Below are 23067 nucleotides of genomic sequence, written 5' to 3' on the forward strand. Positions count from 1 at the left end.
TGGCATTGGACATTGAGGAGCAAGGATACGCATGGATTATCTAGGCCCGCACGTATTTGGTTATCTGATTTTATTGATCCACAGCTTAGGTTTGATTGCCGCCGTACATGCGGTGCTAACCGTAAGGACGGCGCAGGGTTCGATTGCATGGGCCATGTCGCTGTTCTTCATTCCTTACCTCACATTGATCCCGTACCTGATCTTTGGCCGTAGCACTTTTGACGATTACATCCGCGCTCGACGCGATGCCAATCAGGAGATGCGAGAGGCGATCACCCACCTGAGCTGGCGACCCTGGGTAGAGGAGGCCTTGGCTGCACGCAACTCAAAAGCCTATGCCTCGTTGCGGGCGATGCCGAGACTGGGACGCATGCCTTGCCTGGCAAACAACTCGGTGCGTTTGCTGATCAATGGCACAGCCACGTTCGACGCGATCTTCGACGCCATTCGCGCCGCGAAAGAGGTGGTACTGGTTCAGTTTTTCATCGTCCACAACGATGACTTGGGCATGAAACTGCACGCACTGCTCCTGGAGAAAGCTGCGCAAGGAGTCGCGGTTCACCTGTTGTATGACAGCATTGGCAGCCACTCCCTGCCCGGCAGTTATGCAGAAACGCTGCGCGCAGGTGGTGTGCAAACCTATGCGTTTGCCACCCGTGGCGGCTGGATCAGCCGTTTCCAGGTCAACTTTCGTAACCATCGAAAAGTGGTGGTGGTCGATGGCGTGAGAGGTTTTGTCGGCGGCCACAACGTCGGCGATGAATACCTGGGTGCCAAACCGCCGCTGTCCCCGTGGCGCGATACCCATGTCGAGGTCACCGGGCCAGTGGTTGCCTGTCTGCAAGAGTCATTTGCCGAGGACTGGTTCTGGGCGGCACGCAAACTGCCACCCCTGATCCTGCCGCAGAGTTATCCGGACGGTGGCGTACTTTGCCAGTTCCTGGCCAGCGGTCCGGCTGACCCTTACGAAACCTGCTCGCTGTTTTTCGTTGAGGCCATCCATGCCGCCAACCACAGGGTATGGATTACGACCCCTTACTTTGTGCCCGATGAAGCTGTGTTCTCGGCACTGAGGCTCGCCGTTTTGCGCGGGGTGGATGTGCGCATCCTGATACCGTCCCGTCCTGACCACAAAATTGTTTACGCTGCATCCAGCCTGTATGCCTTCGAAGCGGTACGCGCAGGCGTACGGATCTTCCGTTATCAACCCGGTTTTGTGCATCAGAAAGTAGTGTTGGTTGACGACGAGATCAGTGCCATTGGCAGCGCCAATATGGACAACCGCTCGTTCCGTCTCAACTTCGAAGTGATGCTGCTCACCGTCGACGAAACGTTCGCCAGAGAAGTCGAGCATATGCTGCTCGATGATTTCGCCTTGGCCCGTGAAATTACTGAAGCCGATATCAAGGCCACTCACCGCTTGCAGCAACTGGGCATGCGAGTGGCGCGACTGGTTTCGCCGGTTTTATAGGTATGGTCAAAACTTGTTGTAGGAAGGGTCTGAATCGGTTGGTACTGCCCAAACAGTCAAACTAGTTTCCTTAAACTGAGCGACCCGGAACAAACCGGCCGCTCAGCGTAAGGAATAAAAATAATGAAGTTCTCGCTTATGGGATTGCTCTTCAGCATCAGTCCCCTTGCTCCAGCTCAAGCGCCTGCCACTGCTCCCACCCCTCCTTTGATTAACGTGGAGGTCGGGCAACCGACTTACACCCACCGGCTGCACTACACAAAAATGTACAGCGAAAAGCCCTTCGAAGAAGCTGTGCTCTATTACTACGACAACGGCCTCTACAAAATCATTTCCCCTGGCGAGAACCATTACGGCGTGTATGTGGTGGAGGGAGACTTCACTGACGAGCAATACCGCATCAGCTACATCTCTCTCCCCTCACCGGATTGGTCAGGCAACGTTGCCCGCCACGATCTTGTCTTCAATAAAGGCTCACAAACATTCGAGCAAAAAGCCCTGGCCTGGATTGATCAAAACATCGGGGTTCAGGATGGGACTTTCGTCCAGGACAAAAACCTGGAAAAAGACCCGGAGCCCATCACGTGGGCAACCCACGCTCAGCGATAAATGTCGGCCCTGGTCGGTGGCAGCTCCAACGAGCCATCGGCATGGGGCTTGGTTGCCAGTATCTGATCAATGTTGATCCACCCATGGGCGAAGGCGTATGCACAACCCGCCAGGTACAGTCGCCAAATGCGCAAGGCTTGCTCCGGCACTTGCTTGGCAGCAGCTTCCAGCTTGTGCTCCAGACGCTGGCTCCAATGCTCCAGCGTGCGCGCGTAATGCAGGCGCAAGCTTTCGACATCGACCACTTCCAGTCCGGCCTCACTGATCTCGGCAGTCATCATCGACAGATGCGGCAACTCACCATTGGGGAACACATAGCGATCGATAAACTCGCCTGCTCCCCGGCCAACCTGACGTCCATCGGTGTGCTTGGAGGTAATCCCGTGGTTCATCACCAGACCGCCGTCGCGCACAGCCCTGGACAGAATTTCGCAATACTCGCGCAGGTTAGCGTGCCCCACGTGTTCGAACATTCCGACACTGACGATTTTGTCGAACCGGCCATCTTGCGGCAGATCGCGATAATCGAGCAGTTGAAGATCAACCTTGTCTTGCAGACCTTCAGCCTTGACCCGTTCGCGAGCAAGTTTGAGTTGCTCCTTGCTCAAGGTAATTCCGAACACCTTGACCCCAAATTCCCGTGCTGCAAAACGCGCCAGCCCACCCCAGCCACAGCCGACATCCAGTAAATACTCGCCGGGTTTTAGTCGCAGTTTGCGACACAGCAGACGGAACTTGGCTTGCTGCGCTTCATCCAGGCTCTCCTCCCCGGTTTCAAAATAACCACAGGAGTAAGCCATGTCATGGTCGAGCCACAACTGATAGAAGTCGTTGGACAGATCGTAGTGATAAGAAATGGACTCGGCGTCGGTCGCCTTGTCGTGATGAACGCGAGGTGGCGTGCTGTCCTCATCTTCAACCAGCGCCTGGCTCAGTTCATCGCATACGCGAATGGCTTCGTTGATTGAGCCTTCCAGTTCAAGTCGGCCCTCAACAAAAGCGCTGCCCAACAGGTCAAGGCTGGGATGGGTAAACTCAGCCACCAAGGTCGGATCCTTGACCACGATAGTGACGCTGGGGGTCGGGCCAAAGTTGAACTCGTGTCCGTCCCACAGCCTTAGCCGTAATGGAAGTTGAAGTTTCTGTAAGGCCGGCGGAAGTTGCGCGAGCATCTGTGTTCCTCCTTCATTTCAGATATCAAAACTATAGGTTAGACGAATAACCAAAACTGTCAGTTTCACAGACCAGAGGTAGACGCTAGAGCACACGCGACCAATTGTCGGAATTACTCCGAGGCCTCCTTCAGCGCCATCAGTGGTTCATGAAACCGCAGTAAACGACCTGCGTTGCCCAGCACCAATAACGTGCTGAGGTTATGCAGTACAGCAGCAATCATCGCGCCCGCCGCGCCCAACCAACCAAACGCAGCGGCAGCCACAATGGCCAGAGTCCAACCCAGACCGATGATCACATTGACCTGCAAGGTGTGACGACATTCGCGGCTAAGGCGCACGCAGGTGCCCAAACGCCGCAAGTCGCTGCCAATCAAAACAATGTCCGAGGATGCCAGCGCGATATCGGCACCGCCTGCGCCCATGGCTACCCCGACCACACCGGCCTTGAGCGCCAGCGAATCGTTGATGCCATCGCCCACTACCATAGGCCGAAAACCGTTGTCGATTTCGCTCAGGACACGCTCAAGTTTGTCTTCGGGTAGTGCCTGGGCCTGGACTTCGCTGATGCCCACCTTGTGTGCCAAATGCTCAGCCACACTCAGCCGGTCACCGGTCAGCAACACCTGACGACCTAGCCCCAGCTCACGCAGTTCGCTCAACGCCAGTTGGGCTTCGGGTTTGATGCTGTCTGCCAACAGCAACCAACCGAGGAAGCGGCCATCAAGCGACAACCCGGCAATGGGTCCATCGTGCTCTGGCACGGCGCTCGTGGTGACACCCAGCAGGCGGAACAACTCGGGGCGGCCCAATGCCGCTTCGCCCTGCTCAGTGCTGGCAACAACACCCAACCCCTGACGCTCGCGAACATCCGTCAGGTTGAGCATTTGCTCGTGACTCACCAGACCGGCCAAGGCCCGGCTCACCGGGTGACTGCTGGCTGCGCCCAAACTGGCAGCCAGTTGGCGCAACGGTTGCTGCTGCGCCTCTTCAGTTTCAATCGCCTGCAGGCGCAAAGTGCCGTAAGTGAGGGTGCCGGTTTTATCCACCACTAACGAAGTGAGGTCTGCCAGCTCTTCAAGAAACGCCGAGCTGCGGATCAGAATACCGTGACGTGCAGCCACGGCAATTCCGGCAATCGCCGTGGCCGGTGCCGACAGCACCAGTGCGCAAGGGCACGCAGCCACCAACACCGCCAGCATCGCCTGGGCATCGTTGGTGATAAACCAGGTCACTGCCGCGATCATCAACACCAGCACCATATAGCCACCGGCATAGCGCTCAAGCAGTCGGGTGATCGGTGGCTTGGCGCGCTCGGCGCTTTGCATCAGGGCGATGACTTTACCCAGCGTCGACTCCTCACCAGTACGCGTGACTTGCACCCGCAGCAAACCATCAAGGTTGATTGCCCCGCCAAAGATCGGCATCCCGCTGCTGACCTCAAGCGGCACTGATTCACCGGTAATAGAAGCAGTGTCGAGACTGGCCTGCCCCGCCAGTACCAGTCCATCGGCGGGCACCCGGTCACCGGCACGTACCTCGACCTGATCGCCACTCTTGAGTGTGGCGTTGTCGACTTCCAGCAAACTGCCGTCAGCCTGAAACAAACGTGCCTGACTACGGGTCAGTTTGCCCAGTGCGTGGATCGCTTCCTGGGAGCCGATCACGCTGCGCTCTTCAAGTACATGGCCGAAAATCATGATGATCGGCAACAGGGCTGCCGTCAGCAAATCGCCAGTGGCCCAAGCACCGAGCATGGCCAAGGCAATCAGTTGGTCGGTGATCCCATGCAGGCTCGGGTAGCGCAGGCTGTACCAGGCCGAACGCATCACCGGCACGGCCACCAATAATGACGCGACTCCAAGCAACAACTGACTGACGCCGATTTGTGCAGGCATCAGCCAGCGCCACACCAGCCCCAAACCCAACAAACCCAGTGCCAGCATGGCCAAGGTCAGTTGGCGCGCTGCGCTACGTTGCTCGGCGCTGGTCAGCAAGCTGACGGCGGGTTGAGTGGCGGACGTACTCATTGTTCGGCTCCCTGAATAATCAGGCGGGAATCATCGTTAGGGTCGACGCTGGTGACAGATCCGGCTTGGCCCAGAATTTTCGGCATGCGTTCGCGGTACAGACGCAACATCAAATCCGGGTCGTTACCGGCCTGCTGCACCTTGGCCAAATTGAGGATTGTGGACGTGTCCGCCTGAGCCTTGGCCAGGCGTTCACTGGCTTGGGCCTGAGCCTGCTCGACACTGCGGTCGGCCTGTTGCGTAGCCGATTGAGTCACTTTGGCGGCTTCGTTGCGAGCAGCTGCCACCGCTTGTTCGGCCTGCTGGCTGGCAGTCAGTACCGCGTTGAAGGCATTCACCGCCGGGCCCGGCAAACTGGATTGCACATCCACTCGTACCACTTCCAGTCCAAGGCCCTGCCCTGTCGCCTTCAGGCCCGCAAGTTGCTGATTGATACCCTGCACCAAATCACCGCGCAGGCGCTCGCGGCGTTCAGCCGCCTGGCTGTCGCTGCCAATCAGTTCGGGGCGCGCCACCAGAATCGTATCCAGGTCACGTGCAGCCGTCAGGGCTACGGCGCTGCGCGTAACCAACCGGTCCAGCGCGGGCAAAACATGCTCTCCCTGCAGCACAAACGCATAAGGTTCAGTGACGTTGTAAAACACCCGCACATCCAGTTGCACCACGCCCGCATCACCGGTCAGCAAATACCCGGAACCGGCCAACGCATCGTTGATCGGCGTGGCAAACGAGGCCACTCGGTCGGCCTGTAACGCAACATCCGAACGCAGCAGGTTTTCAATCCGGCGCTCACTTACACGGTCGGCTGCCGGGACAATCACCACTTGCTCGAAGGGCCTTGGCCAGGCCAGCAACAAACCGGAATTCTGGATACGATCCAGCGCGCCCATCCGCAACACCACCGCGCGATTTTGCGGATCGATCTGGCGCACATTGGAAAACCCCCAGGCCAGCGCAGCGACAACAGTCACCGCGTACAAGCCCAGAAAAGCCAGACGGCCGGCTTGCTGCCACGGGCTACTGACCCCGTTTATCTCGTCAGGTGCCTGGTTCATGGCTGCGACCCAGCCGGCGCGCCAAGCTTCGGAGGACCGTCGACCAGTACTCGAAACGGCGCAGCATCTGTGCGCAAAATAATTTTAGTGCCTGGATTGATCATCGTCCCCAGCGTATCGAGGGAGCGCAGTTCGTTGTACAGCGCCGGCGAACTGGCATAAGCGCGACCGTAAATCTGCGCCGCTTCGACCCGCGATTGGGTTTCAATATCAGCGGCCTTGATGCTGGCATCGGCCTGCAAAATTCGCGCATCACGCTCGGCAGCAGAGCGAATTTGCGCCGCTTCACGTTTGCCCACAGCAGTGCGTTCGGTGGCAATAGTTTCGCGTTCCGCACGCATGCGATCAACCGTGGCCGTGAGCGTGACTGACGGCAAGGTCAGCCGCTCCACGCCAACCTGCAAGACGCGCACACCATAAGTGCTGAGTAATTGCTGTTCGATTTGCTGGCGCAACTGTGCTTCGAAGTCAGCAATTTTGACTTGGCTGGCATCAGTATTGACCAGGCTTGAGAGATCGAAACTGGCAGCCGTGGTTTCCAGCGCAGAGCCGACAAAGGTTCGAATCTGCCGCGCTGCTTCGTCTGGCTGATTTTGCACCGCTCGCATAAAGCGTTGCACATTCTCGGCATCCGGCTGTACCTGCCAGGCCACATAGGCCTGCACGATAATCCGTAAGCCGTCGCGAGTGCCCACGTCTTGCAGGCCACTGGAAGTGGTGCGCAAACGCAAATCCACCGGTACGCTGACTTCAAACGGTGCCGGCCAGCGCCAGCCCAGCCCGGGCTCAAGCAGCACCCTGGCTGGGTTGCCAAAGCGGGTGATTACCGTCGCTTCGCCGGAGCGTACTTGCACCAGGCTCGCGGCTGCGATGGCAAACAACACCAGCAACGCCGCCCAGCCCATTCGCCGCCATGGAAATGGCCCAGGCTCATGGACATCGCCATGGGCATGACCGTGATGGGAGCAACCATGATGATGGCCGCTGTGATCGTGTGAGTGTGATTGAGTCAAAACAGTGCTCCTTACTGAGCAGCTTTACGCGGCGCGACAGGATCGGCCGGCAGCGTGAAAGAACGCAGGTCGAGGGTCGGCGCGCTGCTGCCCCCAAGGCGATGGTCGAGGATCAGCAGTTTGGCGTTGTTCAGCCCTAGGCTTAACTGGCTCAAATACTGCTCCAGCAGGAACGCATGACCGGCACGGTCGTAGGCTTTTTGTTCGGCGCCAAAGCGCAGGTCGGCCGTCTGTGCGGTGGCGTTTACTTCACGCGCCAGCGCATGGCTCTGGTCCAGCAAGATGCTGGCCTGTAATTGCGCGACGTTGCTTTGCTCGCTCGCCGCCCCTCGCTCACGGGCAATCAGGGCCTGTGCACTGATTTGTGCAGCCTGCACACCGTGATAGGCATTAGCTGCACCGGCCGGTGGATGGATAGCTTCAACCACGGTAGCGAGAATTTCGACCCCGCTATCGAGCGTATCCAGATCGGCCTGAACGGCGCGGCCGATGTCATCGGCCAACGCACTGCGCTGCTCGCCCAACACACCATCAAGCGTACGCGAAGCAAAGTCGTGCACCAGAATCCGGCTTGCGGTACTGCGAATCAACGTCGGTACATCGGCGCTGTGATAAGTGGCCGCAATGGCGGCGTGGTCGCTAAGACCAATGCGATACACAAAGCGTATGTCCATGTTGACGATCTGAAAGCCCTGCCGGTCGCCGCTATCGCTGGCAATCACCTGGGATTTGTCATTCACATGAGTGGCATCCCACAGCCGGTTGGCTGTGATCGGCGGCAAGCCATCAGCAGGCGTGAGCAATGGATCGGTGCTCGACTCTGTACCTGTGGCCAGCTCATGCACCACACCATTTTCCACCGCCAGCACGCGACCCAATGGCCAAGGCAAGCCTGCGTGCAAACCAGGGCCTAGTACTTCCACTGGCTTACCGAAGCGCTCATAAATTCCTCGACCTTGCAGAGGAATTTCATTCACACCGCTCAATGCCCAGCCGACGGCAACAACCACTGCCAAGACCGGGAAGAACGCTTTGCGCATGTAGGTAAATGCCCAGATTTGGCGCAAGTCGATCCCGAACCGGTTATGCAATTCGTGCTGCAGCGCCAGCAATGGTTGAGGCGGCCAACGCAACATGCCTGCGACAAAACTTTGCCCGATCATGCGCGGCTCAAGTTTGTCGCGACGTGGGCTGAACAACGCCGCTATCGCACGCAGGATCAACTCAATCGCCACTGCCGCAGGCAACAACCCAGTCAACACGGCCAAGCGGGCTGGCCACTGTGCATCGTCGCTACTGAATAACAGGCACACGGCGCTCAGTAGAAGACACAAAATGGGCACGCGAACCAGCGGCGCCAGCAAACGAGCTTCGGGCCATTGAGCGAGTTGTTGCTGCGCCAAGTAGCGCTCGAACACCAGCAGCGCAAACGCGAGCAGAACCGCAATACCAGCCGCAATGCTGCCCCATACACCCAACGCCACACCCGGCAATGCCAGGTTCCAGGTGTGTTGCACACTCCACCAGGCCGCGCCGCCAACACCTGCAAGCCACAAGACCGGCGCCCCGATTGTGGCCAACAAACGTAGCGCCCCTGTATTGATCCGTTGGCTCAAGCGGTCAAAGCCACTTGATGGCTCAGGGTGCGTGATCTCGGTTACAGCGCTCGGTAGCGGGTTGAATGCGTTGCGGCGCCAGTCCGCGACCCAATAAGCCGACTGGGAACCTGCCGCCAGCACCAGCAAGGCTGCCGCATTGTTGCCCAGTAGGACCGGCCACAACGATTCCGATGAGAACAGGCTAATAAAAAATGCCAGCGCCCATGCCGCAATGGCTAAAACCGCCAGCAACACCCCCAGTTGGTAGAGCTGACGAGCCTGTGCAGAGGCACTTTGAAAACGAGGCAAAGACTCAAGCCTCTCCTCCTCGGCATCTAAATCGACGCGCATGGAAACTCTCACTTATGAAATATCTAGTAACGATATCGCAGAAATGATGAAACTTATGTCCAGCTTACGGATTCTTCATCTTGGCTTGAAAACAGCACGCTGAACCTGTGGGGGCCGGGCTGGCCCGCGATGCAGGCAACACCAGGCATCTGCCTGATCGCGGTGATGGCATCGCGGGCAAGCCACGCTCCCACAGGGGGGTGGGTTTGTTCAGCGAAATCAGTTCGGGTGGGCGATCAGATGCTTTGCCAAGGCTTCAAATGCCGGAATGGTCACCGGATCGTTGGCCGAGTTACTGGCAATCGGATTGGACGCATAACGAACAATGACCATCTCGGCTTTCGGGTCGATGTAGGTACGTTGACCGTAAACACCGCGAGCCATAAAGGCACCGTCGGCGTTGTGCGTCACCCACCACATATCGCGATAACTGCCGCCTTTGAGCAAGTCATAGCCGCCCTTGGCAAAGGCGGCTTTATCGCCGCCGGCACGGATCTCATCGACGACCGCCTTGGGCACGATTTGCTGGCCCAGGTACTGGCCATCGTTGCGGATCATTTCGCCAAATCGCGCCATATCACGCAGCCCGGTGTTCAAACCACCGCCTGCAAACGGAGTGCCTATGGAGTCGACGGTGAAATAAGCATCCTGTTCAGCGCCGATGCGCTGCCAGATTTTTTCGGACAACAACTGCGCAACATTGCGCCCTGTCACCCGTGCAATCACCCAACCCAGTACATCGGTATTCACTGTTTTATAAGCGAAGGCCTGACCGTGCTCCCCTTCTGGCTCCACCGTCTGCAAATATTCCATGTAGCTTTGCGGGCCGGTGTAGTCCTTGGGTTTTGGCAGTGGATTGCCCGCCTGCGCATGCTTCCATACTTCAGCGTTGGGGTCGGCATAGTCTTCGCTGTATTTAAGCCCCGTGGTCATATCCAGCACCTGGCGCAAGGTGGCGTTGCCAAAGGCGGACTTAGCCAGTTCCGGCACATAGTCTGCGACTTTTTTATTGGCATCCAGCGTGCCATCGGCCACCAGCATGGCGCCCATCGTGCCCACAACTGACTTGGTCATCGACATTGCGCCGTGCTGACCCTCAGGGCTCAATACACCAAAAAAACGTTCATAAATTATTTTTCCACGATGCAACACCACAATGCCGTCGGTGTAATTCGCCGCCAGTGACTGCTCCCATGTCATGGTCTGCTTGCTGCCCAGCGGCACGAAGGTCAACGCGTCGATGTCTGCGCGCAAGGTTCGCGCCAGCTGTACCGGAGCACCCAAGCCCCGGGACACATTGGTAGTGGGCATCAATTGGCGGAAGTTGGAAACGCTCCAGCGCATGGCCGGGAACTTGAAATAACTGCCATCGGCAAATCGAACAATACGATCGGGTGGCGGTGGCGCGCCGACCATCCAGCCCAACTTGGCAGGATCGCTGGCGGCGGCGTCAGGGTAAGTAGTTTTATCGGCGGCACAGGCAACTGAAACAGCCAAGCAAGAAAGTAAAAAAACCGCGCTGGTGCGGGCCGGTTTGAATAAATTTTTAAACATCGAATAATCCTTTTCAGTTCAAGGCCGCACACCGCCTTGCGATAAAAACAGTAGCTATGTATAGCGCACCACAGGTTGTACTGCGGAAGTGAAATTCAGATTTTTATTTTTTCGATCATTGCTTCCAGCTGATGAAAGTCACCGTGGATATTTCTTTCGCGGCTCCAGATCATGTCCAGAGTGAAGGTGGGGAAACCTGCTGGGGGTTTAAGAATTTTAATTTTTGGCGAGATATTCAACGTCGCGACTATTTTTTCCGGAACCACGATCAGGGCCGGAACCGCCGATAAAATATTAACCCCGGCGTGATAAGAGTTGGCCCGGGTAAAAATATTTCTCGTGCGCGCCTGCTTTTTTAACCAACCGTCTACCATGTTTTCTTCCGACAGCCACGGTGTCGGAAATACTTGCGCAGTTTCACAAAACTCATCGATATCCAGAGCGTTTTTCGGCTGATGCTTTGGCACGCTGGACAAGCACACAAAAGAATCTTCATTCAGGCTGCGATACTCCAGCAACGAATGCCGCTGGTGATAGCCGGGGCCGAAGCCAAAGCAGACGTCAGTGTCCAGGGCCAGCAAATCATTGATCGGCAACTCCTTGCCTAATCGGCTCACACTCAACGACCAGTTACGCCCGGCTGAATGCACTTGCTGCAACAAGGCAGGCAACATCAGGATTTCAAAATATTCAGGCGCGGTGATAGTCCATTGACGCAATACGCTGCTCTGCCCCGCCCCTTCTTTGGCGCACTGGTTAATGCACTGCATGATGTTCTGCAGATACGGCTTCATGGCCAGTACCCGCGCCGTGGGCTGCATGGCACCCTCGATGCTTTCGAACAATTTATCGTCGAAGCAGTGCCGGAGTTTTTTCAGGCTGTAACTGATACTCGACTGACTGAGATTTAAAATTTCTGAAACCCGCTTGGCGCTCCGATTTTCGATCAACAACAAAACAATCGAAACATCCTGCATATCCAATTGTTTTAGAGCATTGGTGTAGAGCATGCCGCCTCCTTGCTGATGTTATCCACAGGCCAGAAACTACTCGACCCGCAACGCGGGTCGATTGGGTGCTGAGTTTAGAGAATTATAACTGTCGCGAAGAGTGCCCGTATTTCGGGGGCCTGCAACGTCCTGTATAGGAACCGCAAAACTGTCGCAACCACCCAAAAAGCTGGTTCGGGTTCGGCAAAACGATGGTTTCCACGGACTGTCTCGACCATTCGGCATTACTCGCGTTATGTCTTAAAATAGCCGGTTGCCGAAAGAACCGTCATGGCCATAGCCATGAAGGGCTTTCATCCTTTACAAATAAGTGTGGTGAAGATGAACAAGCCTTTCATTTCGCTGTGCCCTGAAATTACTCGGGCGCATGCGTTGACGTTGATGGATTGGTTGGAGGATGAGCGCGTCACCTGCTATCTGAGCGATTCACGTCATGTCTCCCGCTCCATTGAGCAAGCCATTGATCGGACTCAATTGCCGATCCTGACTCATCTATTCAACCAGGGCGGCCGCTTCTTCATGGCCTATGACCGGCATGACGCCCCGGTGGGCTTTGTCCGTCTAATCAAGACCGGTTCAAATTGCGAGATAGTCCTGGTCATCGGAGACAGCGACAAATGGGGCCGAAACCTTGGCGCCCGCACGATCCGCGAAGGCATGAAACTGGCCTTCCTCGACATGCGGGCCAAGAAACTCATCGCCAAGATCCACCCGGACAATGCGCGCTCGCTGAAAGCCTTTCTGCGCAGCGGCTTTGTGCTTGAGAGCGAAACGCCGACATTGAAGTCATTTTCCATGACGGCGGGGCGCTATCTTCAGTTCTTGCGCGAAGGTACCGTAGGCGACTCCACCAGGATCTATATCACTGAAATCGACAAGGCCAGGCTCGAACTTCTAATCGCGCTTGAACAAGGCCCGGCCGTTGTTGAGCTCGAACATGAGCTTGAGCGAGCCATTGTCGTCAAGCCGCAGCAGGTGGCGTCCAATGTCGTCACGATGAACTCCAGGGCCTTGCTGCAGCTGGACGACGAAGAGATCGAAGTGGCCTTGGTCTACCCTGAAGACGCGGACAGCAACGCAGGGAAGCATTCCGTGTATTCCGACATAGGCGCCGCCATTCTGGGCTATCAGGAGGGGGACGCCATCGACTGGCGAATTTCTGATCGGACCCGCCGGATTGAGATCAGGAAAGTGCTTTACCAGCCGGAGGCTGCGGGCGATTTCCACCTGTAAATAGCGCCTTTTGCTCAGTGTTCGTTCATCAGACGCGAGGCCCCCCAAAAAAAGGACGGGGCCTCGCTTTGCGTGCCTGAGCGGCCCGTTGGATGGATGGTAAAAGGTAGGAGCGGAACCAGTTGCGAAAAGCAGGAGGCGGTAGGACAGACCTAGCCGGCTCCTGCGACAGTTTTAATTGTCTAAAACCATTACTTATTGTCGCGGCAGAAATTATTCCACGGTGACAGATTTAGCCAGGTTACGCGGCTGGTCTACGTCGGTGCCTTTGAGCACGGCCACGTAGTACGACAGCAGTTGCAGCGGGATGGTGTAGAGGATCGGCGCCAGCACATCGTGGATGTGCGGCATGTTGATCACATGAGTGCCTTCGCCATTGGTCATGCCTGCTTGTTCATCGGCAAACACAATCAGTTCGCCACCACGGGCACGAACTTCTTGCAGGTTGGATTTGAGTTTCTCCAACAGCTCATTGTTCGGTGCAACGGTGACTACCGGCATGTCGTTATCCACAAGCGCCAGCGGGCCGTGCTTCAACTCGCCTGCCGGGTATGCCTCTGCGTGGATGTACGAGATTTCCTTAAGCTTGAGTGCGCCTTCCATTGCTACCGGGAACTGAGCGCCACGGCCCAGGAACAGGGTGTGGTGTTTGTCAGCAAACAATTCAGCAACTTTCTCGACAATCGAATCCATCGCCAGGGCTTCACCCAGACGTGCTGGCAAACGGCGCAGTTCTTCAACCAGTTGCGCTTCAACGCCCGCTTCCAGCGTGCCGCGAACCTGACCCAGGGACAGAGTCAGCAGCAGCAGACCTACCAGTTGGGTAGTGAATGCTTTGGTGGAGGCTACGCCAATTTCACGACCGGCTTGGGTTAGCAGTGTCAGGTCAGACTCACGTACCAGTGAGCTGATACCTACGTTGCAAATTGCCAGGCTGCCAAGGAAGCCCAGTTCTTTTGCATTACGCAGTGCCGCGAGGGTGTCAGCGGTTTCGCCCGATTGCGAGATCGAAACAAACAGGGTGTCAGGCTGCACCACGACTTTGCGGTAGCGGAACTCGCTCGCCACTTCGACCTGGCAAGGGATGCCAGCCAGGCTTTCAAGCCAGTAACGAGCGACCATCCCGGCGTGGTAGCTAGTACCACACGCGACGATCTGAACATTGCGTACTTTGGCGAACAATTCCTTGGCTTGTGGGCCGAAGGCTTGTACCAGAACATGGTCCTGGCCCAAACGATTTTCCAGGGTGCGCTGTACTACTGCTGGCTGCTCGTGAATTTCCTTGAGCATGTAGTGGCGATATTCGCCTTTGTCGGCAGCTTCGGCGCCATCGCTGTATTGCACCGCTTCACGCTGAACGCTTTGGCCATTCACATCCCAGATCTGCACGCTGTCACGATGGATTTCAGCGATATCGCCTTCTTCCAGGTACATGAAGCGGTCAGTTACCTGGCGCAATGCCAATTGGTCGGAGGCCAGGAAGTTCTCACCCAGACCCAGGCCAATCACCAACGGGCTGCCGCTACGGGCTGCAACCAAACGATCCGGCTGTTTGGCGCTGATCACGGCCAAACCATAAGCACCGTGCAACTCTTTAACAGTGGCTTTAAGGGCCGCGGTCAGATCGCTGTTGTCTTTGAGTTTGTGATTAAGCAGGTGAGCAATGACTTCGGTATCAGTGTCCGAGGTAAACACATAACCCAGACCTTTGAGTTGCTCACGCAGGGCTTCATGGTTTTCGATAATGCCGTTGTGCACCACCGCCAGATCGGAGCCCGAGAAGTGCGGGTGAGCATTACGCTCGCACGGTGCGCCGTGAGTCGCCCAACGGGTATGAGCAATACCCAGGCGGCCTGCCAACGGTTCACCGGCCAGCGCTTGTTCCAGCTCGGCGACTTTGCCGTTGCGGCGCATGCGTTCCAGGGTGCCGTTGTTGGTGAAAACAGCCACGCCAGCGCTGTCGTAACCACGGTATTCAAGACGTTTCAGGCCTTCAAGCAGAATGGCCGTGATATTGCGTTCAGCGACTGCGCCAACGATCCCACACATAAAGTTCTCCTAGCTTAGGGCGGCGCATAACAGTGTTATGCCCCGGGCCTGAATCTGTTCGCGCGCCTCTTGCGGCAGGCGATCATCGGTAATAAGGGTATGGACGCTGCCCCAGGGCAGTTCCAGGTTGGGTATTTTGCGACCAATCTTGTCCGACTCGACCATTACGATCACTTCACGTGCGACGTCAGCCATGACCCGGCTCAGACCCAACAACTCGTTAAAAGTTGTCGTGCCGCGCTGCAGGTCGATCCCGTCAGCACCGATAAACAGTTGATCGAAGTCGTAAGAGCGCAACACCTGTTCGGCAACCTGTCCCTGGAAGGACTCGGAGTGTGGATCCCAGGTGCCCCCGGTCATCAGCAACACAGGCTCGTGTTCAAGTTCACTGAGTGCGTTGGCGACGTGCAGGGAGTTGGTCATCACCACTAGACCGGGTTGCAGACCCAGTTGTGGAATCATCGAGGCGGTGGTGCTGCCGCTGTCGATAATAATGCGTGCATGCTCTTTAATCAGGCCAACCGCCGCACGGGCAATGGCTTGCTTATATAGAGAAACGGGCTGGGGTACATCACTGACCAGTTCTTGCGGCATGGTGATAGCACCGCCATAACGACGCAATAACAGGCCGTTACTTTCGAGTGCAGCCAGATCCTTGCGAATCGTAACCTCGGAGGTTTCGAAGCGCTTGGCCAGTTCATCCACACTGACTTCGCCCTGCTCTGCAAGCAAGGCCAGGATGTTGTGTCTGCGTTGTGGCGTGTTGCGTTTAGACATAACGACCTAAGTTTCGTTTCGAAAGATAACGAAAGCAATGAAACCTTATCTCGAAATAATCGTCAAGAAAATGTTGCTGGTTATTTTCTGTGAATAACTCAATTTAGCCCTGTGTTCATGGGCTAAACCCCTGATTTAGAGCCGCAAAAAATAAAGCCTTATCCACAGGGTGCGGATAAGGCTTTATGTAACTTATTGATTTAAAACAGTTATAGGATGACTTGTTAATAACCACATATCGCTATGTCTTGCGCTGTGGATAACTTCAAATCAAGGCTTTGGCTGTTTTACCGGACGTTTCCAGCCATCAATATTGCGCTGCCGTGCACGGCCAACGGCCAGTTGCTCGGGAGCTACATCCTGATTGATGGTTGAACCGGCTGCGGTGGTTGCACCGTTGGAGATATCCACAGGCGCGACCAGCGAGTTGTTCGAACCGATGAACACATCAGCTCCCAGCACGGTCTTCCACTTATTGGCGCCATCGTAGTTGCAGGTTATGGTGCCTGCGCCAATGTTGGTACGAGGACCAACTTCAGCATCACCCAGGTAAGTCAGGTGACCACACTTGGCGTCTTCACCCAGATGGGCGTTTTTCAATTCGACAAAGTTACCCACATGGGCGCGGGCATCCAGAACGCTACCCGGGCGCAAACGAGCGAAAGGGCCAGCATCGCTGTTCTCACCCATCACGGCACCGTCGATATGGCTGTTGGCCTTGATCACCACGCCTTTGCGCAAAGTGCTGTCCTTGATCACACAGTTAGGGCCAATCACTACGTCATCTTCAATGATCACGCGGCCTTCAAGGATCACGTTGATATCGATCAGCACATCACGGCCTACCGTGACTTCGCCACGGACATCAAAACGGGCCGGGTCACGCAGGGTTACACCCAATGCCATCAGGCGGCGGCCTTCACGCAGCTGGTAATGACGCTCAAGCTCGCTGAGCTGCTTGCGGTCGTTGGCGCCCTGCACTTCCATCGGGTCGAGGGCATGTTCGGTGGCCACCACCAAACCATCGTTTACCGCCATCGCGATCACGTCGGTCAGGTAATACTCGCCCTGGGCGTTGTTGTTCGACAGCCGGCTCATCCAGTCCGCCAGACGCTGGGTGGGCAACGCCAAAATCCCGGTATTGCCTTCAGTGATGGCACGTTCGGCTTCGGTTGCGTCCTTGTGCTCGACGATGGCGCAAACCTTGCCAGCCGCGTCACGCACAATCCGGCCATAACCGGTAGGGTCAGCCAGGTTGACGGTCAGCAAGCCTAATTGCTCGGGGCCCACTTGTTTGAGCAAACGCTGCAAAGTCTCGACTTCGATCAACGGTACATCGCCGTACAGGATCAACACGTTTTGTGCCGTCAAAAATGGCAGCGCCTGGGCCACGGCATGGCCTGTACCCAGTTGCTTGTCTTGCAGCACAAAATTCAAATCATCAGCTGCCAAACGTTCACGGACCAGTTCGGCACCGTGACCGATAACCACGTGAATGCCTGTCGGTTTGAGCTGGCGAGCGCTGTGGATAACATGGCCCAGCATGGAGTTGCCTGCCACAGGATGGAGAACCTTGGGCAAGGCTGAACGCATGCGGGTGCCCTGACCTGCTGCGAGAATAACGATATCGAGAGACATGACTGGCTACCAATCCTGGGTGGTCAGCGGTTGCGACCAAAAAGTATTTCGCGGAAAAAGAAAAAGGGTAGCCGAGGCTACCCTTTTTAATCAATCACACAATGAAGCAGGAGGCTTAACCGCCAAACTTCTTGCGGATTTGCTGGACGGTGCGCAGCTGAGCTGCGGCCTCGGCCAGACGTGCAGCAGCAGATCCATAATCGAATTCTGCGCCTCTTTCGTTCAGGGCCTTCTCGGCTGCCTTAACGGCGGCTTGAGCGGAGGCTTCATCCAGGTCGGCAGCACGTTGCACGGTGTCGGCAAGAACCTTGACCATGTTCGGCTGAACCTCGAGGTAACCACCGGAGATGTAAAACACCTCGGCTTCCCCGCCCAGCTTGATCAGGCGGATCGGGCCCGGCTTGAGTTCAGTGATCAGCGGAGCGTGACCCAGAGCGATACCAAGATCACCCAGGCTGCCGTGCGCAATCACCATCTCGACCTGACCGGAAAAGATTTCTCCTTCCGCACTGACGATATCGCAATGGACTGTCATCATATTAGCCATCTGATTGCCTCAACCTGATTAGCGCCCGTTGCCGGGCGCCGGAATTACAGTTTCTTGGCTTTCTCGATCGCTTCTTCGATGCCGCCGACCATGTAGAACGCTTGTTCTGGCAGGTGGTCGTAGTCACCGTTGAGGATGCCTTTGAAGCCAGCAATGGTGTCTTTCAGGGAAACGTATTTACCCGAAGCGCCAGTGAAGACTTCAGCCACGAAGAACGGCTGAGACAAGAAACGCTGGATCTTACGAGCGCGGGATACCAACTGCTTGTCGACTTCCGACAGCTCGTCCATACCCAGGATCGCAATGATGTCCTTCAGTTCTTTGTAACGCTGCAACACGTACTGAACGCCGCGAGCGGTGTCGTAGTGTTCCTGGCCGATTACCATCGGGTCCAGCTGGCGCGAAGTCGAGTCCAGTGGATCAACCGCTGGGTAGATACCCAGGGAGGCGATGTCACGGGACAGTACAACGGTAGCGTCCAAGTGGGCGAAGGTGGTCGCAGGCGACGGGTCAGTCAAGTCATCCGCAGGTACGTATACCGCTTGGATCGAAGTGATCGAACCGTTCTTGGTCGAAGTGATGCGCTCTTGCAGAGTACCCATCTCTTCAGCCAGAGTCGGCTGGTAACCTACTGCCGAAGGCATACGGCCCAGCAGTGCGGATACTTCAGTACCGGCCAAGGTGTAACGGTAGATGTTGTCAACGAACAACAGTACGTCGTTACCTTCGTCACGGAACTTCTCGGCCATGGTCAGGCCAGTCAGTGCTACGCGCAGACGGTTACCCGGCGGCTCGTTCATCTGACCGTAAACCAGTGCCACTTTGTCCAGTACGCTCGAATCCTTCATCTCGTGGTAGAAGTCGTTACCCTCACGGGTACGCTCGCCCACACCAGCAAACACAGAGTAACCGCTGTGTTCCATGGCGATGTTACGGATCAGTTCCATCATGTTTACGGTTTTGCCTACACCGGCACCACCGAACAGACCAACCTTACCGCCTTTTGCAAACGGGCAGATCAGGTCGATAACCTTGATGCCAGTTTCCAGAAGGTCGTTGCCGCCCGCTTGTTCAGCGAAGGTCGGTGCAGGACGGTGAATGCCCCAGCGCTCTTCGGTTTCAATCGGACCAGCTTCGTCGATCGGGTTGCCCAGAACGTCCATGATCCGGCCCAGAGTCGCTTTACCGACTGGAACGGAGATGGCTGCGCCAGTGTCGGTGACTTCCAGACCGCGCTTCAAGCCCTCGGTGGAACCCATCGCAATGGTACGAACCACGCCGTCGCCCAGCTGCTGCTGAACTTCCAGAGTGGTCCCGGCCGCGCTTTGTACTTTCAGCGCGTTGTAGATGCTCGGTACGTTTTCGCGTGGAAATTCCACGTCGATCACGGCGCCGATGATTTGAACGATACGTCCGCTACTCATAGCTGGATCCTCTGAATATTTGAACCGTTAAACCGCGGCAGCGCCGCCGACGATTTCCGAGATCTCTTGGGTGATCGCAGCCTGACGCGCCTTGTTGTAGATCAGCTGCAAATCGCTGATCAAATCACCGGCGTTATCAGTGGCGTTCTTCATTGCGATCATCCGCGCAGCTTGTTCAGCTGCACTGTTCTCGACCACCGCCTGGTACACCTGCGACTCCACGTAGCGCACCATCAAGCCGTCTAGCAGCTCTTTGGCATCCGGTTCGTAGAGATAGTCCCAGTGGTGCTTGAGTTTTTGATCCGGGGTCGCCACCAGTGGAATCAACTGTTCCACAGTAGGCTGTTGCGTCATGGTGTTGATGAACTTGTTGGATACCACGGACAGGCGGTCAATACGGCCTTCCAGGTAAGCATCCAGCATCACCTTAACGCTGCCGATCAAATCATTGATCGACGGTTCTTCACCCAGATGGCTGATAGCTGCGACGACGTTACCGCCGAAGTTGCGGAAAAATGCCGCACCTTTGCTGCCGACCACGCACAGATCAATCTCGACGCCGTTTTCACGGTTTACCGCCATGTCCTTGACCAAAGCCTTGAACAGGTTGGTATTCAAACCACCGCACAAACCACGGTCACTGCTCACAACCACATAACCCACACGCTTAACTTCGCGGTCGATCATGAACGGGTGGCGGTATTCCGGGTTGGCGTTAGCCAAATGCCCAATAACCTGGCGGATACGCTCCGCATAAGGACGGCTAGCAGCCATGCGCATTTGTGCCTTGCGCATTTTGCTGACCGCCACTTTTTCCATGGCGCTGGTAATCTTTTGCGTGCTTTTGATGCTCGCAATCTTACTGCGAATCTCTTTTGCGCCTGCCATGTAACACCTATCAGGTTAGCAAGCGGGAGCCTTGCGACTCCCGCTGCGGCTTACCAGGTTTGGGTGGCCTTGAACTTCTCGATACCGGCTTTGATGCCAGCGTCGATTTCGTCATTGAAGTCACCTTTAACGTTGATCTTCGCCATAAGTTCGGCGTGATCGCGGTTGAAGTAAGCAATCAGCGCTTGTTCAAAGCTACCGACCTTGGTGATTTCGACGTCAGTCAGGAACCCACGCTCAGCGGCATACAGCGACAGCGCCATGTCAGCGATCGACATTGGTGCGTATTGCTTCTGCTTCATCAGCTCGGTAACGCGCTGACCATGCTCAAGTTGCTTACGGGTCGCTTCGTCCAGGTCAGAGGCGAACTGGGCAAATGCTGCCAGTTCACGGTACTGAGCCAGAGCGGTACGGATACCACCGGACAGCTTCTTGATGATCTTGGTCTGAGCGGCACCACCCACACGGGATACCGAAACACCGGCGTTCACTGCAGGACGGATCCCGGAGTTGAACATGGCCGATTCCAGGAAGATCTGACCGTCAGTGATGGAAATCACGTTGGTCGGAACGAACGCGGAAACGTCGCCAGCTTGAGTTTCGATGATCGGCAGTGCGGTCAGGGAACCGGTTTTGCCGGTCACTGCGCCGTTGGTGAACTTCTCTACGTACTCTTCGGAAACGCGGGATGCGCGCTCCAGCAGACGGGAGTGGAGATAGAACACGTCGCCTGGGTAAGCTTCACGGCCTGGTGGACGGCGCAGCAGCAGGGAAATCTGGCGGTAAGCCACTGCTTGCTTGGACAGATCGTCATAAACGATCAGCGCGTCTTCACCGCGGTCGCGGAAGTATTCGCCCATGGTGCAACCGGAGTACGGTGCCAGGAACTGCAGCGCTGCGGATTCGGAAGCACTGGCAGCAACGACGATGGTGTTAGCCAACGCGCCGTTTTCTTCCAGCTTGCGAACCACGTTGGCGATAGTCGATTGCTTCTGACCGATCGCTACGTATACACAGAAAATGCCGCTGTTCTTCTGGTTGATGATCGCGTCGATCGCCAGAGCGGTTTTACCGATCTGACGGTCACCGATGATCAGCTCACGCTGGCCACGGCCGACAGGAATCATGGCATCGACAGCCTTGTAGCCAGTCTGTACAGGCTGGTCTACCGACTTACGCCAGATCACGCCTGGAGCAACTTTCTCGACTGCATCAGTCTCGGTGTTGTTCAGCGGACCTTTGCCGTCAACTGGGTTACCCAGTGCGTCGACAACGCGACCCAGCAGTTCCTTACCAACCGGAACTTCCAGGATGCGGCCAGTGCACTTGGCGCTCATGCCTTCAGCCAGAGTCGTGTACGAGCCCAGTACTACGGCACCTACAGAGTCTTGCTCAAGGTTGAGAGCCATACCGAAGACGCTGCCCGGAAACTCGATCATCTCGCCGTACATTACGTCGGCCAGACCGTGAATCCGCACAATACCGTCAGATACGCTGACGATGGTGCCTTCGTTACGGGCTTGGGAGGTCACATCGAGTTTTTCGATGCGGCCCTTGATAATTTCACTTATTTCGGAAGGATTGAGTTGCTGCATTGCTCTGCTGCCCCTTCAAACTCAAGATTTCAATGCTTCGGCAAGGCTTGCGAGTTTTCCGCGAACCGAGCCATCGATAACCAGGTCGCCGGCGCGGATGATGACACCACCTATAAGGCTGGCATCCTCCGCAACTTGCAGGCGCACTTCCCGGTTGAGTCGTGCACTGAGAACCTTGGCGAGTTTGTCTTGCTGTTCTTGGTTCAATGCAAAAGCACTGGTCACTTCTACGTCTACCGACTTCTCTTGTTCGGCCTTGTACAGGTCAAACAGAGCGGCAATCTCCGGCAAAAGCGGGAGACGGTCGTTTTCGGCAACGACGTGGATGAAGTTCTGTACTTTTACATCGAACTTGTCGCCGCACACGTCAATAAACGTGGCGGCCTTTTCTGCGCTCGTCAGTCGCGGGGCCTTGAGCACGCGCTGCATAGTGTCGTCTTGCGACACTGCTGCAGCCAGGCCGAGCATGGCTGACCAAGAGGCCAGTTGCTGGTGGGCCTGGGCGTGCTCGAAGGCTGCCTTAGCGTAAGGTCGGGCCAACGTGGTCAATTCTGCCATGATCGCCCTCGCTTAAATTTCAGCAGCCAGTTTGTTAACCAGCTCCGCGTGCGCGTTTTGATCGATTGTGGCGCCCAGGATTTTTTCAGCGCCTTCAACGGCCAAGCTACCCAATTGGGTGCGCAGCGCGTCTTTAACACTGTTGATTTCCTGTTCGATCTCGGCCTGAGCCTGAGCCTTCACACGGTCAGCTTCAACGCGAGCCTGTTCACGGGCTTCGTCTACGATCTGAGTACCGCGCTTCTTGGCTTGCTCAATGATTTCAGCTGCTTGAGCCTTAGCTTCGCGCAGTTGTTGACCCGCTTTATCTTGGGCCAACTCCAGGTCGCGAGCTGCTCGGTTAGCAGCGTCCAATCCAGCCGCAATCTTCTTCTGACGTTCTTGCAATGCCGCGATGACCGGAGGCCACACGAACTTCATGCAAAACAGTACAAAAATGAAGAACGCAACGGACTGGCCAATCAGGGTTGCATTAATGTTCACGCCAACACCTCG

General features: G+C 56.2%; 19 protein-coding genes. 3 read left to right on the forward strand and 16 right to left on the reverse strand.

The genetic code is table 11. The annotated features are described in order from the left end of the window. Positions 1-31 precede the first annotated feature (31 nt). A complete protein-coding gene (gene cls, locus N7D90_RS24105) occupies positions 32-1471 on the forward strand; it encodes a cardiolipin synthase (RefSeq protein ID WP_261740309.1) in 1440 nt (479 codons plus the stop codon). A gap of 123 nt (positions 1472-1594) precedes the next feature. Continuing rightward, positions 1595-2080 (forward strand): hypothetical protein, encoded by a 486-nt coding sequence (locus tag N7D90_RS24110; RefSeq protein ID WP_261740310.1) that lies wholly within the window; start codon positions 1595-1597, stop codon positions 2078-2080. Here N7D90_RS24110 and cfaB read toward each other — a convergent pair. From cfaB to N7D90_RS24145, 7 genes are all read right to left on the reverse strand, one after another. Further along, the gene (gene cfaB, locus N7D90_RS24115; RefSeq protein ID WP_261740311.1) at positions 2071-3252 is read right to left on the reverse strand and encodes a C17 cyclopropane fatty acid synthase CfaB; all 1182 of its coding nucleotides are present in this window, start codon (positions 3250-3252) and stop codon (positions 2071-2073) included. The genes N7D90_RS24110 and cfaB overlap by 10 nt on opposite strands. 113 nt (positions 3253-3365) lie before the next feature. Continuing rightward, entirely contained in the window at positions 3366-5282 is a 1917-nt protein-coding gene (locus N7D90_RS24120) for a cation-translocating P-type ATPase (protein WP_261740312.1), read from the reverse strand. After that, a complete protein-coding gene (locus tag N7D90_RS24125) occupies positions 5279-6337 on the reverse strand; it encodes an SPFH domain-containing protein (protein ID WP_261740313.1) in 1059 nt (352 codons plus the stop codon). The genes N7D90_RS24120 and N7D90_RS24125 overlap by 4 nt, the downstream gene beginning before the upstream one ends. Further along, positions 6334-7350, reverse strand: coding sequence for a protease modulator HflC (gene hflC, locus N7D90_RS24130; RefSeq protein WP_261740314.1), 1017 nt, complete (start codon positions 7348-7350; stop codon positions 6334-6336). The genes N7D90_RS24125 and hflC overlap by 4 nt, the downstream gene beginning before the upstream one ends. Before the next feature lie 11 nt (positions 7351-7361). Then, a complete protein-coding gene (gene hflK / locus N7D90_RS24135) occupies positions 7362-9299 on the reverse strand; it encodes a protease modulator HflK (RefSeq protein WP_261740315.1) in 1938 nt (645 codons plus the stop codon). Between the two features lie 219 nt (positions 9300-9518). Beyond that, complete coding sequence (locus tag N7D90_RS24140; RefSeq protein ID WP_261740316.1) at positions 9519-10853, reverse strand: serine hydrolase domain-containing protein; 1335 nt, start codon at positions 10851-10853, stop codon at positions 9519-9521. A 95-nt stretch (positions 10854-10948) separates the two neighbouring features. Further along, entirely contained in the window at positions 10949-11863 is a 915-nt protein-coding gene (locus tag N7D90_RS24145; protein WP_261740317.1) for a LysR substrate-binding domain-containing protein, read from the reverse strand. Positions 11864-12133: 270 nt separating this feature from the next. Between N7D90_RS24145 and N7D90_RS24150 the strand changes: the two genes are divergently transcribed. After that, a complete protein-coding gene (locus N7D90_RS24150) occupies positions 12134-13096 on the forward strand; it encodes a bifunctional GNAT family N-acetyltransferase/nucleoside diphosphate kinase regulator (protein ID WP_261740318.1) in 963 nt (320 codons plus the stop codon). 213 nt (positions 13097-13309) lie between these two features. Here the strand turns inward: N7D90_RS24150 and glmS are convergent, their stop codons facing one another. The 9 genes from glmS to N7D90_RS24195 all read right to left on the reverse strand — a co-directional run bounded on the left by glmS (position 13310) and on the right by N7D90_RS24195 (position 23055). Further along, a complete protein-coding gene (gene glmS / locus N7D90_RS24155) occupies positions 13310-15145 on the reverse strand; it encodes a glutamine--fructose-6-phosphate transaminase (isomerizing) (RefSeq protein WP_261740319.1) in 1836 nt (611 codons plus the stop codon). 9 nt (positions 15146-15154) lie between these two features. Beyond that, a complete protein-coding gene (locus N7D90_RS24160) occupies positions 15155-15922 on the reverse strand; it encodes a DeoR/GlpR family DNA-binding transcription regulator (protein WP_261740320.1) in 768 nt (255 codons plus the stop codon). 270 nt (positions 15923-16192) lie between these two features. After that, entirely contained in the window at positions 16193-17560 is a 1368-nt protein-coding gene (glmU, locus tag N7D90_RS24165; RefSeq protein WP_261740321.1) for a bifunctional UDP-N-acetylglucosamine diphosphorylase/glucosamine-1-phosphate N-acetyltransferase GlmU, read from the reverse strand. A gap of 115 nt (positions 17561-17675) precedes the next feature. Beyond that, a complete protein-coding gene (locus tag N7D90_RS24170; protein ID WP_261742521.1) occupies positions 17676-18095 on the reverse strand; it encodes a F0F1 ATP synthase subunit epsilon in 420 nt (139 codons plus the stop codon). 56 nt (positions 18096-18151) lie between these two features. Then, on the reverse strand, positions 18152-19531 hold the full coding sequence (atpD, locus tag N7D90_RS24175) for a F0F1 ATP synthase subunit beta (RefSeq protein WP_048362226.1): 1380 nt from the start codon (positions 19529-19531) through the stop codon (positions 18152-18154). A gap of 27 nt (positions 19532-19558) precedes the next feature. Next, entirely contained in the window at positions 19559-20419 is an 861-nt protein-coding gene (atpG, locus tag N7D90_RS24180; protein WP_019828666.1) for a F0F1 ATP synthase subunit gamma, read from the reverse strand. 50 nt (positions 20420-20469) lie between these two features. Then, a complete protein-coding gene (gene atpA / locus N7D90_RS24185) occupies positions 20470-22014 on the reverse strand; it encodes a F0F1 ATP synthase subunit alpha (protein ID WP_048362224.1) in 1545 nt (514 codons plus the stop codon). Between the two features lie 21 nt (positions 22015-22035). Continuing rightward, positions 22036-22572, reverse strand: coding sequence for a F0F1 ATP synthase subunit delta (locus N7D90_RS24190; RefSeq protein ID WP_261740322.1), 537 nt, complete (start codon positions 22570-22572; stop codon positions 22036-22038). Positions 22573-22584: 12 nt separating this feature from the next. Continuing rightward, a complete protein-coding gene (locus N7D90_RS24195; protein ID WP_003437998.1) occupies positions 22585-23055 on the reverse strand; it encodes a F0F1 ATP synthase subunit B in 471 nt (156 codons plus the stop codon). Between the last annotated feature and the right edge of the window lie 12 nt (positions 23056-23067).

Source organism: Pseudomonas fragi, assembly GCF_025426255.1.
GTDB lineage: Bacteria > Pseudomonadota > Gammaproteobacteria > Pseudomonadales > Pseudomonadaceae > Aquipseudomonas > Aquipseudomonas kulmbachensis.

Coding starts and splice junctions, on each gene's coding strand:
- N7D90_RS24125 (WP_261740313.1), bottom strand. CDS start 6,337: ATGAACCAGGCACCTGACGAGATAAACGGGGTCAGTAGCCCGTGGCAG.
- N7D90_RS24160 (WP_261740320.1), bottom strand. CDS start 15,922: ATGTCTAAACGCAACACGCCACAACGCAGACACAACATCCTGGCCTTG.
- N7D90_RS24150 (WP_261740318.1), top strand. CDS start 12,134: ATGGCCATAGCCATGAAGGGCTTTCATCCTTTACAAATAAGTGTGGTG.
- glmU (WP_261740321.1), bottom strand. CDS start 17,560: ATGTCTCTCGATATCGTTATTCTCGCAGCAGGTCAGGGCACCCGCATG.
- N7D90_RS24190 (WP_261740322.1), bottom strand. CDS start 22,572: ATGGCAGAATTGACCACGTTGGCCCGACCTTACGCTAAGGCAGCCTTC.
- N7D90_RS24140 (WP_261740316.1), bottom strand. CDS start 10,853: ATGTTTAAAAATTTATTCAAACCGGCCCGCACCAGCGCGGTTTTTTTA.
- N7D90_RS24145 (WP_261740317.1), bottom strand. CDS start 11,863: ATGCTCTACACCAATGCTCTAAAACAATTGGATATGCAGGATGTTTCG.
- cfaB (WP_261740311.1), bottom strand. CDS start 3,252: ATGCTCGCGCAACTTCCGCCGGCCTTACAGAAACTTCAACTTCCATTA.
- cls (WP_261740309.1), top strand. CDS start 32: ATGGATTATCTAGGCCCGCACGTATTTGGTTATCTGATTTTATTGATC.
- N7D90_RS24120 (WP_261740312.1), bottom strand. CDS start 5,282: ATGAGTACGTCCGCCACTCAACCCGCCGTCAGCTTGCTGACCAGCGCC.
- atpD (WP_048362226.1), bottom strand. CDS start 19,531: ATGAGTAGCGGACGTATCGTTCAAATCATCGGCGCCGTGATCGACGTG.
- glmS (WP_261740319.1), bottom strand. CDS start 15,145: ATGTGTGGGATCGTTGGCGCAGTCGCTGAACGCAATATCACGGCCATT.
- atpA (WP_048362224.1), bottom strand. CDS start 22,014: ATGCAGCAACTCAATCCTTCCGAAATAAGTGAAATTATCAAGGGCCGC.
- N7D90_RS24170 (WP_261742521.1), bottom strand. CDS start 18,095: ATGACAGTCCATTGCGATATCGTCAGTGCGGAAGGAGAAATCTTTTCC.
- N7D90_RS24110 (WP_261740310.1), top strand. CDS start 1,595: ATGAAGTTCTCGCTTATGGGATTGCTCTTCAGCATCAGTCCCCTTGCT.
- hflK (WP_261740315.1), bottom strand. CDS start 9,299: ATGCGCGTCGATTTAGATGCCGAGGAGGAGAGGCTTGAGTCTTTGCCT.
- atpG (WP_019828666.1), bottom strand. CDS start 20,419: ATGGCAGGCGCAAAAGAGATTCGCAGTAAGATTGCGAGCATCAAAAGC.